General features: G+C 63.1%; 22 protein-coding genes. 7 read left to right on the top strand and 15 right to left on the bottom strand.

All coding sequences use genetic code 11. The features are described 5' to 3' along the window. Positions 1–67: 67 nt before the first annotated feature. Genes zwf through edd form a run of 3 tightly spaced genes read left to right on the top strand, consistent with a single transcriptional unit; the run spans position 68 to position 4,009 of the window. Positions 68–1,522 carry a glucose-6-phosphate dehydrogenase gene (gene zwf, locus FV139_RS10510; protein ID WP_148068379.1) on the top strand — a complete coding sequence of 485 codons (1,455 nt, stop codon included), beginning with the start codon at positions 68–70 and terminating at the stop codon, positions 1,520–1,522. After that, positions 1,515–2,201 carry a 6-phosphogluconolactonase gene (gene pgl / locus FV139_RS10505; RefSeq protein WP_148068378.1) on the top strand — a complete coding sequence of 229 codons (687 nt, stop codon included), beginning with the start codon at positions 1,515–1,517 and terminating at the stop codon, positions 2,199–2,201. The genes zwf and pgl overlap by 8 nt, the downstream gene beginning before the upstream one ends. Continuing rightward, entirely contained in the window at positions 2,198–4,009 is a 1,812-nt protein-coding gene (edd, locus tag FV139_RS10500; RefSeq protein WP_148068377.1) for a phosphogluconate dehydratase, read from the top strand. Before pgl ends, edd begins: the two co-directional genes overlap by 4 nt. 43 nt (positions 4,010–4,052) lie before the next feature. Here edd and FV139_RS10495 read toward each other — a convergent pair whose 3' ends face one another. Beyond that, entirely contained in the window at positions 4,053–6,134 is a 2,082-nt protein-coding gene (locus FV139_RS10495; RefSeq protein WP_148068376.1) for a TonB-dependent receptor, read from the bottom strand. A gap of 221 nt (positions 6,135–6,355) precedes the next feature. On the opposite strand from FV139_RS10495, the gene FV139_RS10490 reads away from it, so the two are divergent. From FV139_RS10490 to FV139_RS10480, 3 genes are all read left to right on the top strand, one after another. After that, positions 6,356–6,652, top strand: a complete 297-nt coding sequence (locus FV139_RS10490) for a hypothetical protein (protein ID WP_148068375.1) — start codon at positions 6,356–6,358, stop codon at positions 6,650–6,652. Continuing rightward, positions 6,649–6,930, top strand: a complete 282-nt coding sequence (locus FV139_RS10485; protein ID WP_148068374.1) for a hypothetical protein — start codon at positions 6,649–6,651, stop codon at positions 6,928–6,930. Before FV139_RS10490 ends, FV139_RS10485 begins: the two co-directional genes overlap by 4 nt. 73 nt (positions 6,931–7,003) lie before the next feature. After that, positions 7,004–8,644, top strand: a complete 1,641-nt coding sequence (locus tag FV139_RS10480; RefSeq protein WP_148068373.1) for a PepSY-associated TM helix domain-containing protein — start codon at positions 7,004–7,006, stop codon at positions 8,642–8,644. Positions 8,645–8,656: 12 nt separating this feature from the next. Here the strand turns inward: FV139_RS10480 and FV139_RS10475 are convergent, their stop codons facing one another. The 6 genes from FV139_RS10475 to FV139_RS10450 all read right to left on the bottom strand — a co-directional run bounded on the left by FV139_RS10475 (position 8,657) and on the right by FV139_RS10450 (position 15,440). Then, the gene (locus FV139_RS10475; RefSeq protein ID WP_187276481.1) at positions 8,657–9,862 is read right to left on the bottom strand and encodes an iron-containing alcohol dehydrogenase; all 1,206 of its coding nucleotides are present in this window, start codon (positions 9,860–9,862) and stop codon (positions 8,657–8,659) included. Positions 9,863–9,942: 80 nt separating this feature from the next. Then, positions 9,943–11,127, bottom strand: a complete 1,185-nt coding sequence (locus tag FV139_RS10470) for a GGDEF domain-containing protein (RefSeq protein ID WP_148068372.1) — start codon at positions 11,125–11,127, stop codon at positions 9,943–9,945. A gap of 174 nt (positions 11,128–11,301) precedes the next feature. Next, positions 11,302–12,084, bottom strand: coding sequence for an acetoacetate decarboxylase family protein (locus FV139_RS10465; protein ID WP_148068371.1), 783 nt, complete (start codon positions 12,082–12,084; stop codon positions 11,302–11,304). Between the two features lie 245 nt (positions 12,085–12,329). Continuing rightward, complete coding sequence (locus FV139_RS10460) at positions 12,330–13,211, bottom strand: SDR family NAD(P)-dependent oxidoreductase (RefSeq protein WP_148068370.1); 882 nt, start codon at positions 13,209–13,211, stop codon at positions 12,330–12,332. Further along, positions 13,211–14,176: a Rieske 2Fe-2S domain-containing protein gene (locus FV139_RS10455; protein WP_148068369.1), complete on the bottom strand. Its 966-nt coding sequence runs from the start codon at positions 14,174–14,176 to the stop codon at positions 13,211–13,213. The genes FV139_RS10460 and FV139_RS10455 overlap by 1 nt, the downstream gene beginning before the upstream one ends. A 49-nt stretch (positions 14,177–14,225) precedes the next feature. Continuing rightward, entirely contained in the window at positions 14,226–15,440 is a 1,215-nt protein-coding gene (locus tag FV139_RS10450) for an amidohydrolase family protein (protein ID WP_148068368.1), read from the bottom strand. A gap of 150 nt (positions 15,441–15,590) precedes the next feature. Between FV139_RS10450 and FV139_RS10445 the strand changes: the two genes are divergently transcribed. Beyond that, complete coding sequence (locus tag FV139_RS10445; protein ID WP_187276480.1) at positions 15,591–16,205, top strand: TetR/AcrR family transcriptional regulator; 615 nt, start codon at positions 15,591–15,593, stop codon at positions 16,203–16,205. A gap of 6 nt (positions 16,206–16,211) precedes the next feature. Here the strand turns inward: FV139_RS10445 and FV139_RS10440 are convergent, their stop codons facing one another. The 8 genes from FV139_RS10440 to FV139_RS10405 all read right to left on the bottom strand — a co-directional run bounded on the left by FV139_RS10440 (position 16,212) and on the right by FV139_RS10405 (position 26,300). Beyond that, positions 16,212–17,345, bottom strand: coding sequence for an aminotransferase class V-fold PLP-dependent enzyme (locus tag FV139_RS10440; RefSeq protein ID WP_235898617.1), 1,134 nt, complete (start codon positions 17,343–17,345; stop codon positions 16,212–16,214). Further along, positions 17,342–18,526, bottom strand: coding sequence for a PrnB family protein (locus tag FV139_RS10435; RefSeq protein WP_235898616.1), 1,185 nt, complete (start codon positions 18,524–18,526; stop codon positions 17,342–17,344). The genes FV139_RS10440 and FV139_RS10435 overlap by 4 nt, the downstream gene beginning before the upstream one ends. A gap of 14 nt (positions 18,527–18,540) precedes the next feature. After that, on the bottom strand, positions 18,541–19,443 hold the full coding sequence (locus FV139_RS10430; RefSeq protein ID WP_148068366.1) for a bile acid:sodium symporter family protein: 903 nt from the start codon (positions 19,441–19,443) through the stop codon (positions 18,541–18,543). Positions 19,444–19,472: 29 nt separating this feature from the next. After that, on the bottom strand, positions 19,473–20,645 hold the full coding sequence (locus tag FV139_RS10425; protein ID WP_213004082.1) for a dipeptidase: 1,173 nt from the start codon (positions 20,643–20,645) through the stop codon (positions 19,473–19,475). Between the two features lies 1 nt (position 20,646). Further along, positions 20,647–22,824 (bottom strand): TonB-dependent receptor, encoded by a 2,178-nt coding sequence (locus FV139_RS10420; RefSeq protein ID WP_148068365.1) that lies wholly within the window; start codon positions 22,822–22,824, stop codon positions 20,647–20,649. Positions 22,825–22,911: 87 nt separating this feature from the next. Continuing rightward, the gene (locus tag FV139_RS10415) at positions 22,912–24,294 is read right to left on the bottom strand and encodes an amidohydrolase family protein (RefSeq protein ID WP_148068364.1); all 1,383 of its coding nucleotides are present in this window, start codon (positions 24,292–24,294) and stop codon (positions 22,912–22,914) included. Further along, complete coding sequence (locus FV139_RS10410; protein ID WP_148068363.1) at positions 24,294–25,262, bottom strand: ornithine cyclodeaminase family protein; 969 nt, start codon at positions 25,260–25,262, stop codon at positions 24,294–24,296. Before FV139_RS10410 ends, FV139_RS10415 begins: the two co-directional genes overlap by 1 nt. Positions 25,263–25,385: 123 nt before the next feature. Next, complete coding sequence (locus FV139_RS10405) at positions 25,386–26,300, bottom strand: LysR substrate-binding domain-containing protein (protein WP_148068362.1); 915 nt, start codon at positions 26,298–26,300, stop codon at positions 25,386–25,388. Positions 26,301–26,309 lie beyond the last annotated feature (9 nt).

Here is a 26,309-nt window from a genome sequence, read left to right as displayed (position 1 = left end):
GCCAAATGCTCCCGCAAAGCCGGGTTCGACACACCCCATAACTCACCCCTGTTGAGGCATGACGTGTATGAGTCAGTTGGTTGATTTAGTTATTTTTGGCGGTACCGGGGATCTATCTACCCGCAAGCTGCTACCCGCCCTTTACCAGTTACACCGCCACGGCCTGGCCGAACGCCTCGGCCGCATCATCGCCACCGGGCGCGGCGAGATCGATTCCGCCGCCTTTCGCGAGGAAGCCCACGGCAACCTGCGCCACTACCTGGCGGACCACCACTGGGACGAAGCCATCTGGACCCGCTTCCGCGATTCCCTGCATTACGTGAAGGTCGACGCCGACCACGACGAGGACTACACCAGCCTGGCGGCCTGCCTGGATGAGGATAGCGCCCCGATCCGCCTGTACTATCTCGCGACGTTGCCCTCCCTGTACGGCACCATCTGCCAGCACCTCGAGCGGGCCGGCGCCGTCAACGACAAAAGCCGCGTGGTGATGGAAAAGCCCATCGGGCATGATCTCAAGTCCTGCCAGGCCATCAACGAGGAAGTGGCCACGGTGTTCGCGGAGGAGTCCACCTTCCGTATCGACCACTACCTGGGCAAGGAAACCGTGCAGAACCTGCTGGCGGTGCGCTTCGGCAACCCGCTGCTGCACCCGGTGTGGAAGAATACCTTCGTCGACAATGTCCAGATCACCGTGGCGGAGGAGATCGGTGTCGAAGGCCGAGGCAGTTACTACGCCAAGACCGGCGCCCTGCGCGACATGGTACAAAACCACCTGCTGCAGGTGCTGTCCATTGTGGCGATGGAACCGCCGGCCAGCCTCGATGCCAGCGACATCCGCGATGAAAAAGTCAAAGTACTGCGCTGCCTGCAGCCCATTACCGCCTCCAATGTCAAAGACTGCACAGTGCGCGGCATCTACGCCGCCGGTGCGGTGGGCGGTGAAGCCGTCAAGGGCTTCCTGGAAGAGGCGGAGTACAAGGACGCCGAGGGCACAGAGACCTTCGTTGCCATCAAGGCCACCATCAACAACTGGCGCTGGGCCGGCGTGCCCTTCTACCTACGCACCGGCAAACGTCTCAGCCGGCGCTATTCCGAGATCGTCATCGAGTTCAAGAAACAGCCCTTTTCGCTGTTCGCCAATGACCCCAATGAACTGACCAACAAGCTGGTGATCCGCCTGCAGCCGGACGAGACCATCACCATGCACACTCTCAACAAGAAGCCGGGGCTCACCCGCAACCTGCGCCTGCAACCGGTGGAGCTCCACCTTACCGACGACCGCAGCGACAAGGACGACAGCTACGACGCCTATGAGCGGTTATTGCTGGACGCCATCAACGGTGACCAGACCCTGTTCATGCGCCGGGACGAAGTGGAGACCGCCTGGCGCTGGATCGACACCATCATCGAGGCCTGGGAAGAAACCGGCATGGCGGTGAAGTCCTACAACTCCGGCACCATGGGCCCCAATGCCTCCACCGCGCTGACCGCGCGCGACGACCGGAGCTGGTATGAGTAAGCCCTGGCGCCTGTTCGAGGATCGCGAGGCACTGGCGCAGGCACTGGCCGAACACCTCGCACAGCGGCTGCGCGACGACATTGCCGGGCGCGGCGAAGCCAGTCTGGCGCTGTCCGGCGGCAGCACGCCCAAACCCATGTTCCAGGCACTTGCGCAACAGTCACTGAATTGGGAGCAGGTGAGCCTGACCCTGGTGGACGAGCGCTGGGTTGACCGCGATCACCCCGACTCCAACGAGTGCCTGCTGCGGGAGAACCTGCACCGGGGACCGGCCGCCGCCGCCAGACTGGTGGGACTGAAAACTCCCCACGCACGCGCCAGTGAGGGCGAAGGCGAGGCCGAAGCCCGTATCGCCAACCTCCCGCGCCCCTTCAGTGCCGTGGTGCTGGGCATGGGAGGTGACGGTCATACTGCTTCCTGGTTCCCCCAGGCCGCCAACCTGCCCCGCCTGCTGGATCAGAATGGCAGCGCCCTGGTCGCCGCCACCGAGCCGGTCACGGCACCTCACGCGCGCATGACCCTGACTCTGCCGGCAGTACTGAACAGCAGTGAAATCATTCTGCATATTACCGGCGACGACAAGAAAGCCGTCCTTGGCGAAGCCATCGCCCGCGGCTTCCCCGTTGCCGCCGTACTCAGGCAATCCTCAACACCTCTTTCCATCTGGTGGGCACCATGACCGATTCCCGACTCGCGGACATCACCGCACGCATCAGCGAGCGCTCCGCCAATTCACGCCGCGCCTACCTCGACCGCATGGGCGAGATGCGCGGCAACGGCCCCGTCCGGGGCAGCCTGTCCTGCAGTAACCTGGCCCACGGTTTCGCGGCCTGCGGTGAAGGCGACAAGCAAAGCCTCAAGTTGACCGAAGCCGCCAACATCGGCATCGTCAATGCCTACAACGACATGCTGTCAGCCCACCAGCCGCTGGCCGACTACCCCGACCTGATCAAGCGCACCGCCCATACCATGGGTTGTACGGCCCAGGTCGCTGGCGGCGTTCCCGCCATGTGCGACGGAGTCACCCAGGGCACGGCGGGGATGGAACTGAGCCTGTTCAGCCGCGATATCATCGCCGGCGCCACCGCCATCTCCCTGTCCCACAACATGTTCGACGGCGCGCTGTGTCTCGGCGTATGCGACAAGATCGTCCCGGGGCTGCTGATCGGCGCCCTCAGTTTTGGCCACCTGCCAGTTATCTTCGCCCCCGCGGGCCCCATGACAACGGGGCTGTCCAACAAGGACAAGGCCCACGTCCGCCAGCAGTTCGCCGAGGGCAAGGTGGGCCGCGACAAATTGCTGGAAGCCGAGAGCCAGGCCTATCACGGCCAGGGCACCTGCACTTTCTACGGCACCGCCAACAGCAACCAGATGCTGCTGGAAGCCATGGGCCTGCACGTACCCGGCGCCGCCTTCGAAAACCCGGGCACCGCATTGCGCGACCAGCTGACAGTAGCCGCCGCCGAGCGCCTGTGCCGGATCACCGCCCTGGGCAACGAGTACACGCCGATGGCCGAGGTGGTCGACGAGAAATGTATCGTCAATGCCATTGTGGCCCTGCTGGCCACCGGCGGCTCCACCAACCACGCCATCCACTGGATCGCCGTGGCCAGGACCGCCGGCATCATCCTCGACTGGCAGGACTTCAGCGATCTCTCTTCCATCACGCCGCTGGTCGCCCGTGTCTATCCCAATGGCAGCGCCGATGTGAACCATTTCCACGCCGCCGGTGGCAGCGCCTACGCCATCCGCACCCTGCTGGACAACGGCCTGATGCACGAGGACGTGAAAACCGTCTGGGGTGAGGGCCTGCGCCACTACACCCGGGAACCACGTCTGCAGGACGGGCGACTGGTACACGTGGAGGGCATCAGGGAGAGCGCCGACACTGCCGTGCTCCGCCCTGCCGATGCTCCCTTCGACGCCGAGGGCGGCCTGCGCCTGCTGCAGGGGAACCTGGGGCGCTCGGTGATCAAGGTATCGGCGGTGGCCGAAGAACACCGGGTGGTGGAAGCGCCGGCGCGTATCTTTACCGAGCAGGACGACCTGCGCATTGCCTTCGAGGCCGGTGAACTGGACCGGGACGTGGTCGCAGTCGTGCGCTTCCAGGGGCCGAGCGCCAATGGCATGCCCGAATTGCACAAGCTGACCCCCTTCCTCGGGGTGCTGCAGGACCGGGGGTTCAAGGTTGCACTGGTGACGGACGGCAGAATGTCGGGGGCCTCAGGCAAGGTGCCCGCAGCCATCCACGTCTGTCCCGAGGCCCTGGCCGAGGGCCCTATCGCCCGCCTGCGGGATGGCGACGTGGTTCGCCTGGACGCCTCTGCTGGCACCCTGGAGGCACTGGTCCCCACCGACGAGTGGGCCCAGCGTGAGGCGGTAGCGCGCCCCCCCCACCACAGCGATTACGGCACCGGGCGGGAGCTGTTCGGCTTTATGCGCCGCGCCGTGAATGACGCCGAGTCCGGCGCAACCGTGTTCCAGTGAGTGTTTTCCGCCCGGCACCCATCGCCGGGCGGAACGCACGGCGTTACAGGAAGCTGAAGGTCACGGTCACCCCGTAGGTTCGCGGGTCAATGATTCCCGCGTAACCCAGGGCTGCGGAGCGACCCGGGGGTTCGCGCACAGTGATAGCCTCTTCATCGAACACATTGTTGACGTAGGCGGACACGCTCCAGGCATCAGAACGGTAGTTGGCTGTCAGCCGGGCCAGGGTGTAATCCCCGGCGATGCGCTCGTCGGTGTTTTCCAGATCGCCGAAGTACTCATCCACATACTGGGCAAAAATTCCCGCGCCAAAATGGTCGGTGAAGTGGTAGTACAGGCCGAGGTTACCGGTCACATTCGGCGCCGTGCTCAGTTGGTTGCCGGCTACGTTTGCGTAGCTGTCCCCGGGCTCAGTGATCTCGGTTTCCAGTAGCCCCAGGCCCGCGCTCAGCTCCAGGTTCTCCCATACTGTTGCCTGCGCCTGCAGTTCCAGGCCATAGGTCTCGACCTCGTCCATGTTGGTGATGGCACGGCTGGAGTTAAGAGCCTGGTAGCCCTCGTAGTCGTTGTAGAAGAGATTTGCACTCAGGCTCAGCGCACCTTTGAGAAAAGCGCTGCGCAGGGTCGCTTCGTAGGTATTCACCTCTTCCTCATCGAACAGGTAGTACTCCCCCGTCGCAAAGGCAAAAGCGCCGCCCGGGGCGTTGTAACCCTTGCGTGCACTCACTCCGACCGTAGTGTCGTCGCTCAAATCGTACTGCAGTACCAGTTTCGGCAGAGTGATGGTCTTGTCATTCTGCAGCTTGTTGGCAAGCGCAAACGTTATATAGTCAAAATTCCGGTTCTGCTGTTCCTGCTCTACACGCAGCCCCCCGGTAAGGCGTAAACGATCACTGAGGGCGTAGGTGAGTTCGCCGTAGACACCGGTAGATTCACTTTCGTCGTCTCCCACATAGAGATAGGCGCCGGTGCTTTCAAAGTCCTGTTCCCGCTCAAAGTAAAACAGGCCCGCAAAACCGGTGAGGGTGTCGCCCTCGCGACCCAGGTTCATCCTGGCATCCAGGGTGACATTGGATTCATCGAACAGGACGTCCTGTTCCAGCGCCGGGTCCGCCTCGTAGCCTTCAAAGCCCCACTGGTAATCCATGGCCGCCGCCAGGATATCAAATGAGAGGTAATCACTGAGTCGGTAGTCGAGACGCAGGCTCACCGTGTCGGAATCTGTCTCGATGTTGCGAAAAAAACTCCGCTTGTACTCAAAGGGGTCATCTGCCGTGTAGAACACACGTCCGGTATCACCCTGTTCGTTGTTCCCGGAGTAGGCCAGCAGCGCGCTGAAATCGGCGTTGGGGGCCCACAGCAACTTGGTCTTCAGACGCCAGGTATCAATGGCATTGGGGTCGTAATCCGGCGGATTGCCGGCAAAGCCCGCCGTATCGGTAAGCGTCTGCGCGTCGAGTTTCTCAGCCGTCACACGCACGGCCAGGGTGTCCTCGAGCAAAGGCGCGTTCAGCATGACCGCGCTGTCGACATAGCGCTCCTGGTCCCGGTAGCCCATGCGCGCCGCACCGTCCCACTCACCCAGGCTCGGGTCGTTGGTCTTGATGTATATCATGCCGCCAATACTGTTGCGGCCATTGCTGGTGGACTGGGGGCCGCGGTAGACCTCGATCTGCTGGATGTCCCAGATTCCGGAATCACCGGTGAGATCTGCGACAAACGGCTCCGCCACGCCATCAATCAGGGTGGATACCCGGGCCTTGGCGCCGCCGGTAATGGAGTTGAAGCCGCCGGCGGAGCCGTTGCCGGCCACCCCACGGATATTGGGCACGGTTCCCGTGGTGACCACCACGTTAGGTACTTCAGCCACCACGTCAGAGACGCTGTAATGGTGCAGGCTGTTCAGGGCTTCCTCGCCGATCACGGATACCGAAGACGTGGTGTCCCGAAGAGATCGCTCGACCTTTTCCCCGGTGACAACAATGTGTTCCAGCACCAGCCGCTGGGGCTCTTCGACAACTCCCTCCTGCGCCACAGCCGCTGCACTGGCGAGTGCGGACGACAGGGAGAACGTCAGGGCGGAGAGGGGTAAATGGGCGGCGCGGTCGCGGCGGTGGTAGTTCACGGGATGATCCTCGATATTGGCGAAGGGTTTGAGTGGGCTGAGTGGGCTGACTCCCCGAAACGGATGGCAGTCCACGCGGCTCGATCAAATGCAAATATAAATGAGAATCATACTTATTTGCAATAACGCCAATTTCGCTGCACTATATGTCCATCGTTTGACAGGCCGGCCGGCTTCCGCCTGACGGCCATCAGTTCTGCACGCTTACCGGAGAACTCACCGTGAATACCCCTGTGGGCTCACTTTCATTGCTGTGCCTCACCCTGGCGGCGCTCTGTCTCTACCTGGCCAGTCCGCACCAGAAACTGGTTCAACGCCCGCTACCCGGGCGCGCCCTCGCGTTGACGGGCATTGCGCTGGGAGTATCTACCCTGGCACTTCTCAACAGCTACTTTGGTCCCGCCATCGCTGTCTTCATCCTCGTCACCGGGCTGATGCTGCTGTGGTCCCTACCGCCACTGGCCATCGCCTGGCTCCACCATAAGCGTCAGAGCGATAACGGGAGGGCCAGCCGATGAAGCCGTTCCGCTACTCGAGCCGGGGCTGGCTGGGCAAGGCGAGCGCCGGGCTGATTGCAGGGTTCCTGCTGGCCTTATCCTGCGGCGGACTGCTGGCCCGTTTCGGCCTGGGTGGTGTGGCGCCCTTCGGGGTGGAGCACCAGTTCACCATGTGGCTGGTCGCTCCGCTGCTGGTCACAGTACTCAGCACCTGCTTTCTGTTTCGCTCCGTACGTCAGGCCTGGTTGTGGCTGGGCACGGCAAACCTTTTGACCTGGGGCCTGTTGCTGGCGATTTGATGCCGCCACCCCATCCACTTTTCCAGGGTGCACGCCCCATGCAGTGCCCACGCCAAGGACACAGGTAACCACCATGCGTAGCGATATCGTCAAGATGTACAAGGACGTCCACACCTGGACGGGTATTGTCAGCGGGCTTTTCCTGTTCATCGCCTTTTACGCCGGCGCCATCACCATGTTCAAGGAACCCCTGCAGCACTGGGCCTCAGCGCCTTCCGGCTTCGGCGAACTCACCCCCCTCGAGGACACGCCGGAACTGATTTCCCGGGTGCTCGCCGAATACCCCGATGCTCGAAAGGGCTACCAGATCATCTTGGAGCCCTCGGCCAAATACCCGGCGCGCATGAACTGGGAGCTCTCCAATCCGGACGCCGACGACCACGACACACCAGAGTTGATGCACGCCAACCTCACAGCGGAGGGCCATCTTTTCGTGGCCAGGAGTGGCGCTTCGCCGGTCGCGCAACTGGTGGACGACCTGCACCGCCAGGTCGGGCTGATGCTGCCGCACGAGATAGCCATGCCCATCATGGGCACTGTAGCCCTGCTATACGGCGTGGCCCTGGTATCCGGGGTGATCGTGCTGTTGCCAACCCTGGTCAAGGATCTCTTCGCCTTCCGCCTGGGTAAAAACCTCAAACGCCTGTGGCTGGATTTCCACAACCTGCTCGGTATCTTCAGCCTGCCCTTTCACCTGGTCATGGCACTGACATCCGCGATCTTTGCCTTCCATGACCCGATATACGCCGCCCAGGAGCAGTGGGTGTTCCAGGGTCCCAACAGCTTTATCCAGCGCGAAAGACGGCAGCCCGCAGCGGGCGCCCCGACCGGCGAACAGCTGGCACCCGGCCAGCTCGTGGCTCGACTGCATGAACAACAACCCGGGTTTGAGCCCCGGCGCATGATCTATCGCGACACTCCACGGCAAGGTCCGTCGCTGGCCATCTTTGGCGACAACCCACGCTTCGGCATGCGCTCACCGGAAGGCGGGGTGGTTGGCCTGGATCCGGTAACGGGCGACATCCTGATGACCGACTACATGCCGGGACTGCAGAACGGCATGGGAGCCACCATCACCAGCTTCTTCTCCCTGCACTTCGGCTCTTATGGTGGCAACACTGTGCGCTGGAGCTATTTCCTGCTGGGTCTGGGAGGTGCTGCGCTGTTCTACAGCGGCAACCTTCTGTGGCTGGAAACTCGCAGGAAGAAGCTGAAACAATCCGCACCCCTGCAACAGATCGAGCAACGCCGGTCAGCGCGCTTTCTCGGCCCTTTGACCGTCGGGGTAACACTGGGCTGCATTTCCGGCATTTCGGTCACCATTGCCGCTGCCAAGGCCCTTCCGGTACTGGTGTCGCAGCCCGGTCACTGGCACACCGCAATCTACTATGCGGTATTTCTTGCGGCGCTCGGCTGGGCTTTCCTCCGTGGCACCGCGCGGGGCGCTGTCGGCCTGCTGCGGGCCTCCGCCCTTGCCACCGCACTGATACCTGCGGCGAGTCTCACGGTAGCGCTGCTGCCTGGATCGGGCTGGAATCACTCCGACAGTGCGCTGGTGGTGGACCTGGTGGCCGCCATCGGGGCGCTCGGGCTCGCCCTGCTGGCAGGACGCACGGCGCGGCGCATCAGCAGCGCACCGCAGGACAGCATCTGGTACGTGGGTGCTGTGCCGGTGGCGGCACCCAGCGGGCCCACTTCCCTGCGCCAGGCCTGAGAGGACTGCCCGTCAGGCAGTAATGTTGGCGAGGATGATCATGGTGTTTTCCCGGTCCAGCAGGCGCGGCACCGGGTAGCTCTCGCACTCGGCCATGGCGAGATCGCATAGATAGTCGTAGTCGCTCTCCCGCAGCTTGTCGGAACGCTCGGGGATACCCACCTTGCTGCGCAGTTCACGCACCGCCTGGATGAAGGCCTCGGCGAGCCGGGACGGGGCATCGCCGGGGCTGCCCGCGCCTACCAGCAAGGCCAGCTCAGCCAGCTGCCCTTCCACTTCCTCGCGACAGAATTCGAGCACGTGCGGCAGCACCAGGGCGTTGGCCATGCCATGTGGAATGCCGTACTTGCCACCCAGCTGGTGGGCTATGGCGTGCACGTTGCCTACATTGACCTGGTTGATGGCGATGCCTGCGTAGTAGGCGGCGGTCGCCATCGCCTCCCGCGCCTCCACATTGCTGCCGTCGCTGACTGCCGCTTCCAGGTGTTCGAAGATCAGCTTCACCGCAGCCCTTGAGTGCTGCAGACGTGTGCCCCGGTCCCAGGTACAGATGTAGGCCTCGACCGCGTGGGTCAGGGCATCCATGCCTGTGGCTGCCGTGATGTGGGGCGGCAAACCCAGCGTCAGGTCGCTGTCGAGTGCCGCGGCGCCGGGCAACAGTGACGCCCCGGAGATAATGCCTTTCTCGTGGCTGACCGGGTCGGAGATGACCGCACCCATAGTGGCCTCGGACCCAGTGCCGGAAGTCGTCGGTACCGCGTAGAGGGGCATGACTTCGTGGCGCACCTTGCCGAAGCCCACCCAGCTACGGGGGTCCTCGTCACTGCCGGCGGCGGCGGCAATGATCTTGGCGCAATCGATGGAAGACCCCCCACCGATGGCCAGCACCGCCTCACTGCCGTGGGCTCGCAACACCTTCACGCCCTCTGCCACCTGGTCGTAGGTCGGGTCGGGTTTCACGCCGTCGTACCAGGCGAGGTCGACCTCCGCGGCCACCAGTTGCGCCACCGCCCTGTCGGCCAGCCCCATGTCCCGCAGTGGTTTGTCGGTGACCACCAACACCCGTCGGGCACCGCTGCGCACAATGTGACGACACAACTGGGCGGCACTGCCGCTGCCAACGAACACCATGTAACTGGCGGCAGGACTCAGGCCCGCGAGGACTTTCATCAGGGAAATCAGCAAGCGGTGTTTTAACCGGCGCAACACAGGCGACATGAAGGCACTCCATTGAATTATTAGTATTTACTGCACCGGCTATGGGAGGTGCCGGGCAGCGCACGCCAACGTTAGCCGGTTCAGCCGTTGGATGCCATACCTACAAGGCTCCGTTCACCGGCGACGATGACAGCATCGCGACCGGAGGCCTTGGCGTCGTAGAGCGCGATGTCCGCACGCTTGAGCAGTGAGGCGATATCATCCTTTTCCTGCCATTCGGCTATACCGAAGCTGGCTCGCAGGTCGAGCTCCAGGCTGCCGTACCGCATGGGTTGCCGCCGCAGTGCAGCGCGGAAGCGCGCCGCGATGGACTCCGCCTCTGCACTGGTCATTTCGCCGAGGGTTACCGCGAATTCTTCACCGCCAATGCGGCCAAGGGCATCCTCCAGCCGCACCGATTCACGCAGAATCCTGGCAAAGTGCTGCAGCGCCCGGTCCCCCATGGCGTGTCCGTAGCGATCATTGATGCGCTTGAAGTAATCGATATCGGCCAGCAACAGCGTCAGCGGCTTGTTCGACCGGCGGCAGCGCGCCCACAAACCTTCCGTTGCCACCATAAATCCACGGCGGTTATTGAGGCCGGTCAGGGAATCGGTCAGGGACATGGTGTTGAGCCGGCCGGCGAGATCAGTGGCCAGCAGGAAAATCACCGAAATCCCCAGGGCGATGAACAGCGTCGGCATCAGGCCGAAGTTGACCATGCTGTACAGCTGGTACATGAAGTCCCGCGACCCGCTGTCCAGGTTGAGCGCGATGGCTGCCGCCAGCCCTTGGGTCAGCCCGAACAGCTGGTGTATCACCGCCGCCACCAACTGGGCCAGGCGTGGCTCCCGGGAACTGCGCACCAGCGCGAGCGCAATATGGGTCATGGCCAGGAAGGTGAACCCCGGGGCGAGTGCCGTGCGGATGCTGATCACCGGATCCCACAGCGTTACGGCGGCGGAGGTCACCGAGAGCAGCGTGTACGCGGCCAGGAGGAGACGCCAGTCGGTGTGTAATTGCAGCCGCTCCCTGTGCCCCCATACCGCAAACAGCACCAGGGCAAAGGACACCATATTGGCGCTCTGCCAGTAGAACGCCGGCGCGGGCAGCAGGTCGCGCGCCAGATTCAACAGGTACTGGAGCGCCACCAGGCCAAAGCTGACCGACCACATGAGGGCATGCCGCGGCCTCTCGAACAACCGGTACGCGAGATAATTGGCTCCCGCCAGGATAAGGCTGATTACCACCAGAGAGGTAAGCAGGTAATCAATCACCCCACCCATCTGCAGGACTCAGGTATGAACGCTAGTAGTCATTAACCCCATGATTACCCAGCAAAGGAAGCCGATCAATAGCCATTTGTAAATGAAATCTACCAAATACCGGGGCGCTCCCCAGCACCCCGAAATCGGTATAGGTCGTTGGCAATTGACCGGCGGCAGGTCTCCCGGCGCTGGTTAGCCCCGGCGCGGCCCGCCATTGCTGCCGGGCCAGCGGGACCCGGAGATCGTATCGGCGAAAGGCATGAAACCCTCCGGATCGAGCTTGCCCGCCAGCGTGATCTCCCGGTCCAGGAAAATCGGCCACCACAGGTGGGCCGACACCTGCTCCCGCATCGGCAACCGGCTGGCCAGCGGATCCCAGGGGCTGTCGCGCAGGACCAGTTCGCCCTGCACCTCCTCCTTCCACGCCGTGCCGTACTTACTGCGCACATGCACCACGTGGGGCGGGAAATCGTAGCCGCGAGCCGGGTCCGGCATCACCCCCACCGCCCGCGACACCTTGATCCACCACTCATTCTGCTCCCACTCACCCTGGGACACATTCTCTCCCTTCGACACCCCCTTGAACTCCACAAAGGTATAACCCTGGTGGGTACAGCGCGCCGACACCTGCGGCCCGAGGCGATAGTACTCCGTGGTGCAGGGATACTTCGGCTGGCCGTTAGTCTCCTGACTGATGAAAATCGCCGACTCCTGGTCGATGCCGTACCCCAGCGTGTACTCACCCTCAATACCGTTGTAGTCCGCATTCACCGTGGTCACGATGCCAAACTCCGGCTCGTCCGGTACCGGAAAATTGTAGATCGTCAGGTTCACGTGGGGATCCTTGCCCGGCTCAATGCCCGGCGGCAACAGCGCCGCAATCTTGTCCGGGTCCGTCCGGTACACAATCTTCAGCATCGGCCAGTTGACGATATCGCCGGGGTTGCCCTGGGGCGCACTGCTCTGGTCGGTCATGGTGTTTGCCTCTTGGTTATTTTCTTAAGGTTTACTGCGCTTCGATCTGAATTATTCCAGCCGTTCGTTGGCACGGAGGCACCGCTGCGGGCGGGCCGCGCAGCGACCCTCGGCAACATGGAGAGCCTGCCCCTCTTTTTCGGGCATGTTGCCGAGGAGCCTCCATGGATGGATTCACGGCGAGTCGCGGAGCGGTCCGGCCGCAGCGGTGCCGTAACTGGAGCGGAGCCCCTCGAAACAATCACTCACCCGCCCACCTGATCCGGCACCGGCGTCTTCCGCTCCATAATCATGTCGCAGCGCGCCCGAATCTTCGCATCCGTCTCCGGCGTCGTTTTCAACAACCAGAACGCATCCCGCTCCAGTCCCTCGATCGCCATCTCCGCCACCTCATCCGGATGCGTCGTCTGCAGCTCAATGCCAAACTCAGCCGCCATCTTCTTCATGTCGTCCACCGAGTTGATGCCCGATTCATTCCCGCCGGACTCCTTCTGCAGGGCTTCCGGCCGCACCCGCCCGGAGTTGAACAGCCCCGTGTCCACAATATGCGGCCCCGGGAACAAGGCGCTCACCTTCACCGGCAGATTGCCCGCCTGGACCTGGTAATGCAGATTTTCAGTAATGGTGTGCACAGCCGCCTTGGTGGCGGTATAGATGGGCTGGTCCGGATACACCAGCAGGGCGCCGTTGCCGGAACCCGTCACCACAAAGTGGGTGGTTTCCGTCTGGCTCACCAGTCGCGGCATAAACGCGCGAATGGCGTTGATCACCCCCCAGAGATTCACATTCAGGCACCACTGCCAGTCCTTCTCCGAGTAGTCCCACATGGCGCCCGATTCCCCTGCGCCGATGCCGGCATTGGCAAACACCAGCTGGATACCGCTGAAGCGCTCCTCGGCCAGGTCGGCCAGGGCCTGGTTGCTGTCCAGCTGGGTCACGTCACAGTGGGACACCACCGCATCGATCCCGGCCGCTTCCAGATCTGTGGCAACCTGCTCCATTGCAGCGGCATCCACATCGCCCACCACAATCTTCGCTCCGCGCCGCCCAAGGGCAAACGCCAGGGAGCGCCCCACGCCGCTGGCTCCACCGGTAATAACCGCCACCTTGCCGGTGAAATCCTGCATCAGGCAATCTCCCTCACATCCACGTAAAACTGGCGCACCCACTTGCGGAACATCACCAGGGTCTTGTCCTCACGACAGAACACCGGCTTCTGTTTATGGACCTTGTTGGCCCAGATCGGGTAATCCTGGCTGAGCCCCTCGATAATGCCGTTCATCACATCGTCACCCGCGAGGTCCTCGATTTCCCGGCGCACGGTCAGGGTCCAGCGCAGCAAGGTCCTGTTCAGGTCAATGGGCTGGGCGCTGTTGTAGACCACCATCTGGGCCTCCGGGGAGTAGGTGGTGCGGACCACCGCCAACCCGGGCTGATACACAGTGGCGTGCAACTGGTTGGGGAAATCCGTGTCCTTCATGTCCGAGCGCAGGTGCAGGATGCGACCGTCATCGTCGATGGTCACCGAGGATTCCGGGGTGTGCATCTGCTTGTGCACGTACTGGAAGTGGACCGGGTCACAGGAGTTCTCAGCGATGTCCTGGATGTGTACCGGCACCTCGAACTCCGCGTAACGGGGAGACGTCCATTGCTCGTCGCGCAACTCGACGAGATCGGGCAATTCGTATTTCGGCGCGGTGTTCTCCGGGTGAAACCACACATAGATTTCCCCGTTGCGCTCTTCCACCGGCCACATGCGAATCCGGGCGCGATCCGGGATTTCGTCGCAATAGGGAATCTCCACGCATTGGCCGCTGCTATCGAAGCGCCAGCCGTGGAAGGGGCAGCGCAGGGACTCGCCCACCACCCGACCTTCAACGCCCAGATGGGCCCCCAGGTGAGGACAGAAGGCGTCCTGTAACACCGGCACTCCGCTGCGGGAGCGGTACAGGGCGAGTTCGCGGTCGAAGGCCTGTACCCGTTTGACCTCACCCACCAGGAGTTCATGGCTGCGGGCGACCGAATACCAGCCCATGGGAAAGTCCGGTGTGGTGTTGGTCCTGGATTCACAGGCTGCAATGATCTGGGTCATGGTTGTTCTCCCGTGGCGCTGGGGCCAGAGCGTTGGTTAATGAGTCAAATCAGTGAAAGATGGAAGCGTCCGGGCCGATGTCATCGGCCACTGCCTGCAGGGCGACGCGGTCGAGGCCGTACCAGTCCACCGCGTTGTCGCCGAGAATCTTGCGCCCGTCCGCCTCCGGCAGGCCGGAGAAGGTTTCACGGAAGTAGTCGGCGGTGTGGGGCCAGGTCCCTTCCGGATGGGGGAAGTCACTGCCCCACATCAGCTTGTCGACACCCAGCTGGTTGCGCAGGTCAAGGTCGCGCCGCGGTACACAGGACGCCCCGACAGCGACATTACGGGCAAAGTATTCGCTGGGCGAGAGAGACAGGTGGGAACGGAAATCCCCGAGCTTGGCGGAGAAGTGCACGTCGGTATAGTTGTGGTCCATCAACCGCAGCCAGGGAGGCAGCATAAATACGGTGCCGCCCTCTGTCATGACAGCTTTCAGTTTCGGGTAGCGTTCGAATACGCCGCCCCAGATCATGAAGGTCAGCGGACGATACAACCACCACATCACCTCGGACACGTAGATGCCCATGGCGCCGGGCAGACTGTCACTGCGGTCTTCCTCCGGCCAGTTGGCACCAAAATACTCCGGGTGTGGCGCCGGCCCGGAGTGGAAGTGAATGATGACCCCGAGGTCTTCACACACCTCCCAGAAGGGATCGTATTTACGGTCGTGGTAGGGGGCCTGGTCTTCCCACAGGGTCGGGATCATCACCGAGGTAATGCCGTTGTCCACACACCAGCGCACTGCATCGACCGCTTGCTGTATATCCCACAACAGGGGAATGGAGGCCACCCCGATATGCCGCGCCGGGTTGTGGGCACAGAATTCCGCCAGCCAGCGATTGTGGGCCATGGCGCCCGCCCACTGCAGTTCGGGTACCGCGTTGCGGGGGGACAGGCCGAGGCCCGCCCCGAAGGGCGGCGTGTTCATTTCCGTGATGCCGTCGGGAAAAATAATCTCCGCCGCGATACCATCACCGGCGAGCATTTTCAGGCGCTCGTTATAATCCCAGGCGCCGGTCAAATCCTGCTCAATGGGTGCGCGCCACTGGTCGTTGATTTCCTTGATCAGGAAGCTCTGCTCGGCTTTCTGCATCATGTCGACCTGGATGGGGACCGCCATATCCAGCATTTCGTGGTAACGGGACTCGACATAGGGTTTATAGTCGGCAATACGCAGGCCGGCGTGGCAGTCGGAGGACACCACTATCAGGCGATCAGACATGACAACAACACTCACACACTACGGGCACGTGATTATTAATCGGCATAAGGGTGGCCCCGCTCACAACTTATGCTCATATGAGCATGCTTGCACATATGTATACAAACTAGTTTAATGAAAACCGGAATGCAAGACCCCCAGGAAAAATTCATGGAGACCACTGCCCCCCTCGACCGACGGGAAAAACGTAAACTCGAGACCCGGGCCCGGATCGAGGACGCCGCCTACGCCCTGTTCCAGCGCCAGGGCATTGAGGACACCAGTATCGAGATGATCTGCCGGGAGGCGGATGTGGCGAGGAGGACCTTCTACAGCCACTTTCCCAATAAACACGCCCTGCTGGGCGGACTGGGTGTCTCGCGGCTCTACAGCCAAGCGGAGCCCATGCTGCGACACCTCATGGAACAGTTCGAGAGCACCCGGGAGCGACTTGAGGCGATGATCGACTACATCGAGGCGAGCTTTTCCAAGTACCAGGAGATTGACCGGCAGTTGATCCTGACCGCGCCGGCGGTATTCGCCAACGACCCCGACCAGCAGCGCCAGATCAACCGCAGCGCCAAGGACAGCTTTGCCAGCCTGATTGCCGCCGGCCAGGCGGCGGGGGATGCCAGCCGGGCCTACTCCCCCGAGATCCTGGCGGCGATGATCGTCGGTACGCTCAATACCCTGACGGTGAGTTGGGCCATCGACCCGGACTATCCCATCTTCGCCAAGCTGGAGGAGGCCCGGGGGATGTTCGAGGCGTTGATCTGTAGCGATTAGGGGGGATCAACCCCTCAGGCAGCGAAGGACGACATCAATGTCCTCCACCGTGTTATAGACGTGCGCTGACAGGCGCAGACCTTCTGCTCTCTCGTCAAAAGCGACCCCCGCCTCGCCCAGCCGCGCCACCGCAGCGGGGTCTTCGGGTTTGACAATCACCGTTCCGCTGCGTTGTGCCGGCGCTGCCGGCGAACGCAATTCCCCGGGCGCGAGGCCGGCGATCAAGCGGTCGCCGAGCGCCAGGTTGTGATTGCGGATGTGCTGGATGCCGATACGGTTGACCAGCCCCACACTGTTGGCGGCCAGCACGAAGGGCATGACCGACGGGGTACCGCCCATGAACCGGCCGGCGTCCGCGGCGTAATCGAAGTGATGGATGTCGAACTCGAAGGGATTGCTATGGGAGAACCAACCCACGTCGAGGGGCTCCATTTCGGCAAAACGTTCCGGCGCCAGCCACAGGAAGCCGGCTCCAGGTCCGCCACAACACCATTTCACGCAGGAGCCCAGCACCACGTCGGCCTGCCACTGCTGCAGGTCGATGGGGATGACCCCCAGGGACTGGGCGACATCGACAATACCCAGTATGTCACGCGCGCGGGCCAGGGCGAGGATCTCCTCCACCGGCGCCAGCTGGCCGGTATTCGACCAGGCATGCGTCACCAGCACCGCGCACACGTCATTCGTGAGCGCCGTCTCCCACAGAGCCGGGTCCTGCAGGTCACCTGTGGCCGGCAGCATACGACTGCGATAGCCCAGTTTCTGTGCCTGTTCGATCACAAACCCGACGGAGGGAAAGTCGCGCTCAGTGAACAGGATGACATTCCGTTCGGGTTGCGGACGCTTCGCTCCCAGTACTTTGACCAATCCACTGGATACATTCACCTGGGGGCATATCGCCTCCGGCCGGGTATTCAGCAGGCGCGCCAGGGCGCGTGGAAACCCCTGCAGTGCCTCCATCCACTGGGGCCAGGGCTCGGCCGTGCCGGCTTCCCAGGGGTCGAGGAACCCCTGGCGCAGAGCCTCCAGGCTGCTGGTCGGCAGGCGACCCACCGAATGGGACAACAAGTAGATACCCGGCGAGGGCGCATAGCAGGTCGCCCACTGCGGGTCGACCAGCCCGTCTACAATGTCACTCACGATGCCTCCGGTGCCAGCAGGCCACGCAGGGTCGCCAGCTCCCGGTAGCGCGATGGAATATCATCCCGCGGAGCGCCGGCACGCAGATCACAGAGGGTTTTCAGCGCCTTCAGCAGTACCGGCAGGGGCGGCCCGCTGGCGGTCAGGCCCGCGTCATCCGCCCGCTCGCCCTCGTCGGCGGGTTGCACGATGAACTTCTCCACTAACTGCTCGTGATGCTGCAGGGCGGTGCGGCCATGGGCCTCGCACACCTCCAGGAACAGGCGGAGGTTGCCCTGGTACCACGGCGCCCCCTGCTGGTCCAGCTCTGCCAGGAAAGCATCCAACAGGCTCTGGCGGCGCATACAGTCGCGCAGGACGAGCTGGTCGTCGGGGCGCATGAACAGGAACTTGTCGACCAGGATCTGGGAGTAGTACGGGTCGTCGGCGCGGCACAGCCCCAGCAACAGGTCGATCACGTTGATGCCGGCAAAGTCACCGGCATTGGCTCCGCGGTACTCCCGCAGGCCCACCCGGTGCGGCTTGTAGTAGGGTCGCACGCAGTAGAAGAAGCGCTCCACATCCAGCACCTCGAACAACTCCGCGTTGTAGCGGTGCACCTCCTCCAGCGAGGCTTTCGCCTGGCGCAGCAGGTCCGCCGCCACCGGGTGCGATATTCCCAGCGGCAACAGGTGCAGCAGGGCCTCGGCGGCGCGAATATAACCGAAGGCGCCGCGGGTGTTATAGGCGATGAAGGTGATTTCGTCCTCCAGCGAGGTGAAGGACTTGAACACACCATTGTGCGCCCGGTTGTGGGTTTCCAGGTGGGCCGAGGCAAAGCGCGGCACAGTGCCGAGGGAGGCACCCAGTTGCATGGCCAGGGCCGAAGCTTCCGTCAGCGGCGAGCGGGTTTCCCGGCTGGGCTCGGTGAGTTCGTGGCGACGACAGGCCGCCATGTAAAAACCCACGTTGCCGAGCAGGTCGAAGTTGGCATCGAAGCCCTCATCCGTATTGCCCTCCCCCAGCAGCACGCTGATATGGTCACGGCCCTCGGTCAGCAACTGCTGCTTGATGGCATCGCCGACGCCGGCGACATTGGCACGGTCGGCCTGGGCAAAATAAAGGGCTTCGAGCTCGCTGTTCATGTCGCGGAAGGGTCCGCGAATCCAGGCGTCGAAGGCCGCGGCATTGGGTGTAATCACGGTACTGCTCCGGGTTAGTCTGTAGTGGCGGCTGCGTCGGCGAGAACGCCAGCCCGCCGCCAGCGCAACAGTCGCAATAGCAGGGCGGCATTGATCAGCATGATGCAGCCGTAGAGTGTCGGCACGATGGCCAGCTCCCAATTCCCCAGTATAGTGAGGCTAAGGAAGGTGGCCATGGTGGCATTCTGGACGCCGATTTCCACCGCCAGCGTCATGCGCTCGCCGTCCTGCAAGCGTGCCAGCCAGGCCAGGGCAAGGCCGCTGCCCATGGCCAGCAGATTGAGCAGGTAGATAACCGGCCCCGCCGTCAGCAGGTTGTCCAGCAACAGGTCGGCGCTGCTGACCACCGACAACAGGATCACCAGCACCAGAATCACGATGGAAACCGGTCGCAGGGCCCGCACCAACACCTCCGCCTGGCTCGGCAGCATGCGGCGCAACAGCATGCCCGCCGTCACCGGTAACACGGTCATTTGCAGCAGGCGCTCGACGGTATTGCCAACGTTCAATACCGGGGCATCGCCACCGGCGTAGAAATAATCCAGCCCCAGGCCAATCAGTACCGGCGTGGTGATAATGGTCAACAGGCTGGAACAGGCGGTCAGTGTCACCGAGAGCGCCACGTCGCCGCGGGCCGCGAACACCACCGCATTGGAGGTGACACCACCGGGGCAGGCCGCCAGAATGACCAGCCCGGTGGCCATGGCCGGCGGCAGCCGGAATAGCACGGCGAGACTCCAGGCGATCAGGGGCAGCAACAGCAACTGGCCCCCGAGGCCCACCGCAGTCGCCTTTGGCCGGCGCAGCAGGCGGCCGAAGTCCGCCAGGGCCAGGGACAGGCCGAGGCTGAACATGATGGCCATCAGGCCCAGGGGTACCACTCGGGTATTGATCAGAGCGATTACATCTTCCGACACGCTTCTCTCCCACTACTGACGGCGCCCGGTCAGGCGCCCCAGATTTCCCGTTGCAGACGCAGGAAATTCTGGCCCAGCACTTTCTCGATGATGCGCGTCGGCTGCCCTGCGGCGGCCATCATATCAGCCAGCTGACGGAACTGCCCCGGCCCCTGCAGATCGGGGATGAAGGGCACTACCCCGGGCTTCTCGCCGCGGGCGGATATCCCCGCGGCACGGCGCGCCACAATTTCGGCATCGATGGCTGCGTGATACGCGGGCATATCATCGATGGCCGTGGTTCCGCCATCGGTGCCGATACCGACGTGATCCTCGCCGCAGATATTGATAGCGTGCCCTATATGGCGAATCACGTCCTGCGCATCAGGGAAGCTGTCCGCCTTGAGGAAGGGCATGAAATAGATGCCCGCCACCCCGCCGCGCTCCGCCAGGGCACGCAGTTCAGTATCGGTCTTGTTGCGCGGCAGGTCACTGAGAGCGCGACATCCGGTATGGCTGATACAGATTGGTCCACGGGAGGCGGCAATGGCGTCCAGACAGGTCTGTTCCCCGCTGTGGCTCAGGTCCACCAACACCCGCGCATCGTTCAGTGCGGCAACCACCTCGCGGCCAAAATCGGTGAGGCCACTGTTCTCCGGCACCATGGAGCCGGCACCTACGTGGTTCCCGTCATTGTAGGTCAGTTGGATGATGCGCACACCGAGTCCGGAAAATATTGCCACCCGACTGGTATCGGCACCCAGCATGGTGGTGTTCTGGAAACCGAAGATCACCCCGGTGCGACCGCTGCGCCGGGCTTCGATAATGTCCTCGGCGCGCAGCACCTTGAGCAGCTTGTCGGCGTGTTGCTCGATGATGCGGTTCCAGCCGGCAATTTCCGCCACCGTGTACTCAAAGGGTTCCGCCGGCCCGGCCACATGCCCCAGGGTCACGTTGATGGCGCTGGTGCCGGAAGCGACGAGATCCGCCAGCGCGCGCTCATCCAGGTGCTCGTAACTACTGCCCACCGGGCCGGCGGGCGTATCCGACGGCTGCAGGCGCAGATTGGGATTGCCGATACCGCCGAGGTTGTTGATCACCAGGGTGTCGCCAAAGTCATAGTTCCCCCCCGCAGCGAGTGACGGCGATAGCCCTCCCAGCCCACTCAGGGCGGCACCGGCCATGGAGTATTGCAGTAAGTGACGGCGTGAGATTTCGCCCATGTCAGCCCTCCTGGAAGGTGTAAACGACATTGATACCCACGGTGCGCGGCTGGGTGGTAAAGATGCGGTCGGGAATGCCCTCCCGCGCCTCCACTTCCCAGTTCACCGGCTCTCGCACATCGGCGATGTTGGTGACGTAAAGAGCGGCTTCCCAGTTGTCCAGGCTGAGTCCGAGGCGCGCCCCACCCAGGATGTAGTCACCGTATTCCCGGGCATCACCGGAGCGTCTGGAAAAGGTGGTCAGCGCCGTACCGACGTAGGAGGCATCCAGCGAGGCATAGGCGTTGTAACCGCCGAGCTCGAATTGCTGCTCCACGATCAAACCGGCCGAGAAGGGGAAGGTATCCGGCAGGCGGTCGCCATCCCGGCCGGCGGTTATATCACCCGCATCGTAGGCCGGAGTATTTTCTGCCAGTTCCTGCTCGGAGTAATTGGCATTGAAGCGAATAGTCAGGCCGGGCAGCGCCTGCGGGCGCAGCACCGACTCCAGCTCCACCCCCAAAAGGTCGGCCTCGCCGGCGTTGCCGATGTAGGAAAAGGCCTGGGTGGCATCCAGCAGGCTCACCTGGATATCCGTCCACTGCATGGCGTACACAGCGCCGTTGACTCGAAGCTGGCCGTCCAGCCAGTCGCTCTTCCAGCCAAATTCGTAGTTGTCGACCAGATCTGGCTCGAAACCACGGGGTACCGGACGACCGCTGGGGGTCTGCAGGTTCAGGCTGTTGGCGCCGCCCTCGCGGAAACCCTGGGAATAGACCAGGTAGGTCAACACTTCATCGCTGAAGCGCCAGGAGGCCTGCAGTTTGTAGATGACGTCGCTGTTGTCGGCTTCCAGTGGCGTTTGCAGGCCGGCCGGCTCGCCAAATGGCGTGGAAATCTCATTGGCCTGGGACCAGGCATCCACCTCAAAGGCGCGAAAACCCGCCAGCAATTCCAGCCGCTCGCTCACCTCCCAGGTGAATTCGCCAAACAGGGCCTGGTTGGTAAATTCAGTTTCACCGCGGGTATCAAAGAAGCTGGCGGGATTCGACGGCACCAGGCCGGTATCGGGATCGACGAAATAGCCGATGGAACTGTTGCTGGTTTCGCGCTCCTGGTAGAAGGCGCCGACAATCATCTGCAGGGGCCCATCAAAGCGCGAGGCGTAGCGCAGCTCCGCGCTGAATAGTTCGCTGTCGCGATTCTGGTTGACGCTGCCCGGCATGGGTACGAACTGCGACACATCGAAGGCGAAGAAGGTCGCGCGATCATACCAGGAGGCGGTGGCGGTGATATCGCCCGAGCCCAGCCCGTGGTCCAGGGTCAGGTTGTACATGTTCAGCTCGTCCTCGAAGGGCAGGCGGACCTGGCCGGGGCGGCTGTCCTCGTGCTCGTTGACCAGCGGCTGGTCATCCACTTCCAGGTTCTGGTACCACGCCGAGCCATTCAGGGTGGTGCGCTCACCCAGCTGCAGGGTGCCCATCAGGCGCCCACCTTGGCTCTGGGCGGAATTGGTACCGCTCTTGCCGAGGTCGGGCAAGTCGACATAGCCGCCTTCATCACGATAGAAACCCACCGCACGCAGGGCGAAACGGTCTTCCACTACCGGCGCATTAAGCATAGCGCTGACCTGGTAGGCCTCACTCGCGTCGCGGGAACGGGTGCCGGCATCCATCTGCACCGAGCCATCCAATTCCGAAAGGTTCGGCTTGTTGGTGATGTAGCGCAGGGTGCCGCCCTGGGAGCCACTGCCGTAGAGCGTCCCCTGGGGGCCGCGCAGCACCTCCACCCGTTCCAGGTCATAGAGCTGCAGATCGGTCTGGGCGACGTTGGTGCCGCCGGTTCCGGTGGCGGGAATCTCATCGAAGTAGGTACCCACCTGGGCGGCGCCGGCGGACGAGGCCAGCCCGCGGATGATGACCTGTTCGTTGCCCGGCCCGTTGTTTACTGCGCTCAGGCCGGGAATAAAGCGGGCCATGTCCTGGATGCCCATGGCACCGGTCTGCTCCAGTACCGCGCCGCCGATGGCGGATATATTGGTGGGTATATCCTGCACCGTGCTCAAACCGCGCTTGGAGGCGGTGACCACCACCTCCTCCAGGGCGAGGCTGCGTTCGCCGGGACTGCCCTGGGCGACGGCGGCAGAGCCGGCCAGGGTGCTGATGGCAAGCACCAGCAGTTGTTGTCTGGAAGGAATCATTGCTGTGTTACTCCTGTCGTTAGCTGGATGGCGCCTTGCGGGCTGCTTCCGGCTGGATATTCTCGATGCTCATTGTCGGGCTGTATTTCAGTCCTGTGCGGCCTCGGTTGCAAAGTCCGCCCGGACATAGTGGCGACCGTGTTTGACCGTCAATTCAAGTGAGCGCAGGGCGGAGAGGTCGCGGCTGGGGTCATCCCGCAGCAGCAGAAAGTCCGCACGTTTGCCCACTTCGATGGTGCCGCTGTCGCCGTCGACGCCGATGGTGCGAGCGCCAATCGCTGTCGCTGCATGGAGCACCTGCAGGGGCGTCATACCCGCGTACTGCACCAACGCCTCCAGTTCCTCATAAAGGGCCGGCCACTGCTCATTGCGGGGATTGATGAAGTCGGTACCCGTGGAGACGGCCACACCGCGCCCCGCAGCCACCTTGACCAGCTCGCCAGCGAAGGCCAGAGGACAGCCCACGTAGGGCTTGCCGGCGTTTTCCGCATCGTTGGCAAAGCGTTCTTCGGCCCTGCCGTAGAGTCCTAAGGTGGCGTCGAGTATGGTGCCGCGGGACGCCATATCATCGAACACGCCGGTGATGCGGGCATCCGCCGGATCAATGCTGGCGTAATCGGGTTCGTCGCCGTGATGGTAGATCTCCGGAACGCTGTCGGTGGTTTCAAAGGCCAGCCGGCATACGTGGGAAATCACGTCCACACCGGCAGCGACTACCTCCCTGGGCGCAGCGGGAAACACTGTTGAATGAGCCCAGACCTGCATACCCTGGCGGTGGGCCTCCGCAGTGATACGTGCCACCTCAGGCGCGGGCAGGTTGGCGTAGATCTTGATGGCGGTGGCCCAGGCACCCTTGGCCTGAGCAACCGCCAGGGCCATGTCCGTGTCGGGAGCTACGGCCTGCATCCAGGGCACAGCACCGGGCACCTCGCCGCGCGCCGAGGAGGCTGGGCGCGGGTCCTGGAAGAAGCTCTCGCCGGCCATCAGTGCCACGTAGTACACGTCCGGGCCCTCGATGCGATCCAGACGCGTATCCCGGGCCAGCCCCGCCAGCACCCGCACGTCCCCGGCCATGTCGCGCACCGAGGTCACGCCGCCGTAGAGTTGGCGGCGCAACAACAGCAGGGGCTCCTCGTCCTCGGGCGAGGTCGCCAGGTGTACGTGGGTATCGACCAGGCCAGGAATCACGTAGCGGCCGGCCCCGTCGACCACTTCCACACCCTCGGTGGCCAATTCGGAGGCCTTTGCATTGGGTACGATGGCGCTGATTCGACCGTTTTCAACCAACAGCGCGCGGTCGCGCTGCACCGGGGTACCGCTGCCATCGATCAGGTTAATTTGGGTGTAGAGCCGGGTGCTGGTCTCGAGGTCTGCCTGCTCGCCACTGGCGAATGAGGCCATCGCGAGCGCAGAGGTGGCGACCGCAAAGCGCAGGAAATTGCGAATCAGGGGAAAGCTGGTTACTTGCATCAGAAGGGAATCTCCGTACCTAAGTTTTCCTGAACAGCCCGCTGGTAGAGGTGCTGGGCCACCACCAGGTCCTGGGCGGCGACGCCCAGAGACCGGTATACCGTGATATCTCTGCGCTGCCGCCGCCCCGACAGTGTGCCCTGCAGCACTTCGCCAATTTCCCCGCAGGGGAAGTCGTCGCCGATCAGCCCCTGCTCGAGGCCCGAGCAGAGTTCACCGGCCTGATCCCAGGCAGCGGTCCGTGAGTCGAGGTAATAGCGACACAGTGGCAGCGCCGCGGTGGTGATTTCCTGGCGGTCGCGGGTACAGGCGCCCACCAGGTTCAGGTGCATGCCCGGCGCCAGCATGCTCTGGTCGATCACCGCTGAAGGGGAAGAGGTCACCGTGCACACCACATCGGCGCCGTCCAACGCAGACCGGGTATCGCTGAAGGCCCTCAGCTCCACGTCCTCCGGCACCTGGAGGCCGGCAAAGAAGGCCTCGGCGCGGCTGGTATCGCGGAAGCAGACCCGGATTTCACGGAAATCGCGCGCCGCGCACAGAGCCCCGGCGTGGGCAGCGGCCTGCTCGCCGGAGCCCACCAGGGCCAGCACCGAGGCGTCATCGCGCGCCAGTCGGTCAGTTGCCAGCGCACTGGCGGCGGCGGTGCGGCGGGCAGTGATGATGCTGGCGTCCAGCATTGCCAGGGTCTGGCCGTGCTCGGCGTCGAACAATAGCATACAGCCGCTGTGGGAAGAGAATTGGGTTCCCTCGTTGGCGGGCATGATGTTCACAACCTTGATACCAAAGCAGGCCGGGCGTTCGATGTAGCCAGGCATCATGCCCAGCATGCCGCCCTCCGGCATGAACATGCCCCAACGTAGCGGTGCGACAGTGGCGCCCTCGCTGACCAGGCGCATGGCCTGGTCTACCAGTGCAATGGTGGTATTCCAGTCCAGCATGGCGCCAATCTGGCGCCCGTCCAACACTCGCAAAATTCCGCTCCGCTGTTCTTCAGTCCGGGGCAAAGTATTCAGCGCTGGCAGCCAGGGCGTCCAATACTGCTTTTGTATGAAAGCGATAGCTTTCACATATGAAAGTGCCGGGGCAGCTCAGGCCAGGTTGCGACGGCGGGCGTAGGCGGCGCTGACATCGCGAAATTGCGACACCACCGTGGACGTGTTGTCGGCATTCAGGATCAGGTGCACATCCACTGCGGCCAGGGGCTCTATGGGGACAAAGCTGACATCGGTGCTCCAGGACGCTTCGGTACAAGCGGGCACCAGCGCAACCCCCACACCGGCGGCCACATAGGCCAGCAGGACATCGGTCTGTTCCGACATCGCCACGATATCCGGCCGGAAACCCGCCTGCCGGCACTGACTGACCACCTTGTCGTAGTTGGAGGGGAACAGATGACGCTGCAGGGTGACAAACTTCTCGTCGCGCAGTTCACCGATCTCCACCCGCTCGCGCCTGGCGAGAGTGTGGGCGGGATTCACCGCCAGTACCAGGCTCTCATGCACTACCAGCTCAAAGGCCACCTTCTGGGTGCGAAAGCGATCCGACAGGGGCTGCACCGTCAGGTCGACAAAGCCGACATCGATGCGTCCGTCCAGCAGGGCCTCGTACTGCTCGTCGGAGCGCATGATCGCGAATTCCAGTTTCACCAGCGGGTGCGCGCTGTGGAACTCCCGCACCAGAGGAATGATCTCCCGCAGGATGGCTGAGCCCATGTAGCCGATTACCAGGGTCTGGGCCTCGTTGTGCGCGGCCTGGCGGACATCGCCCACCGCCTTCTCCACCTGGTGCAGGATCGCCTCCACCCGCTGGTAAAACAGCTCTCCGGCGGGCGTCAGCGCCACCTTGCGGTGACTGCGGTCGAACAACTGCACCCCCAGTTCGTCCTCCAGATTCTGGATCTGCTGGGTCAAGGGGGGCTGGGAGATATTGAGTTTGCGCGCGGCGCGTCCGAAATGCAGGGTTTCGGCCACGGCGGCAAAGTAACGCAGGTGTCGCAGTTCCATCGGTGCAGG

Source organism: Parahaliea maris (assembly GCF_008064665.1).
Lineage (GTDB): Bacteria > Pseudomonadota > Gammaproteobacteria > Pseudomonadales > Halieaceae > Parahaliea > Parahaliea maris.
Note: the sequence above shows the minus strand (reverse complement) of the source record. Positions and strands in the feature narration are given on the sequence as shown.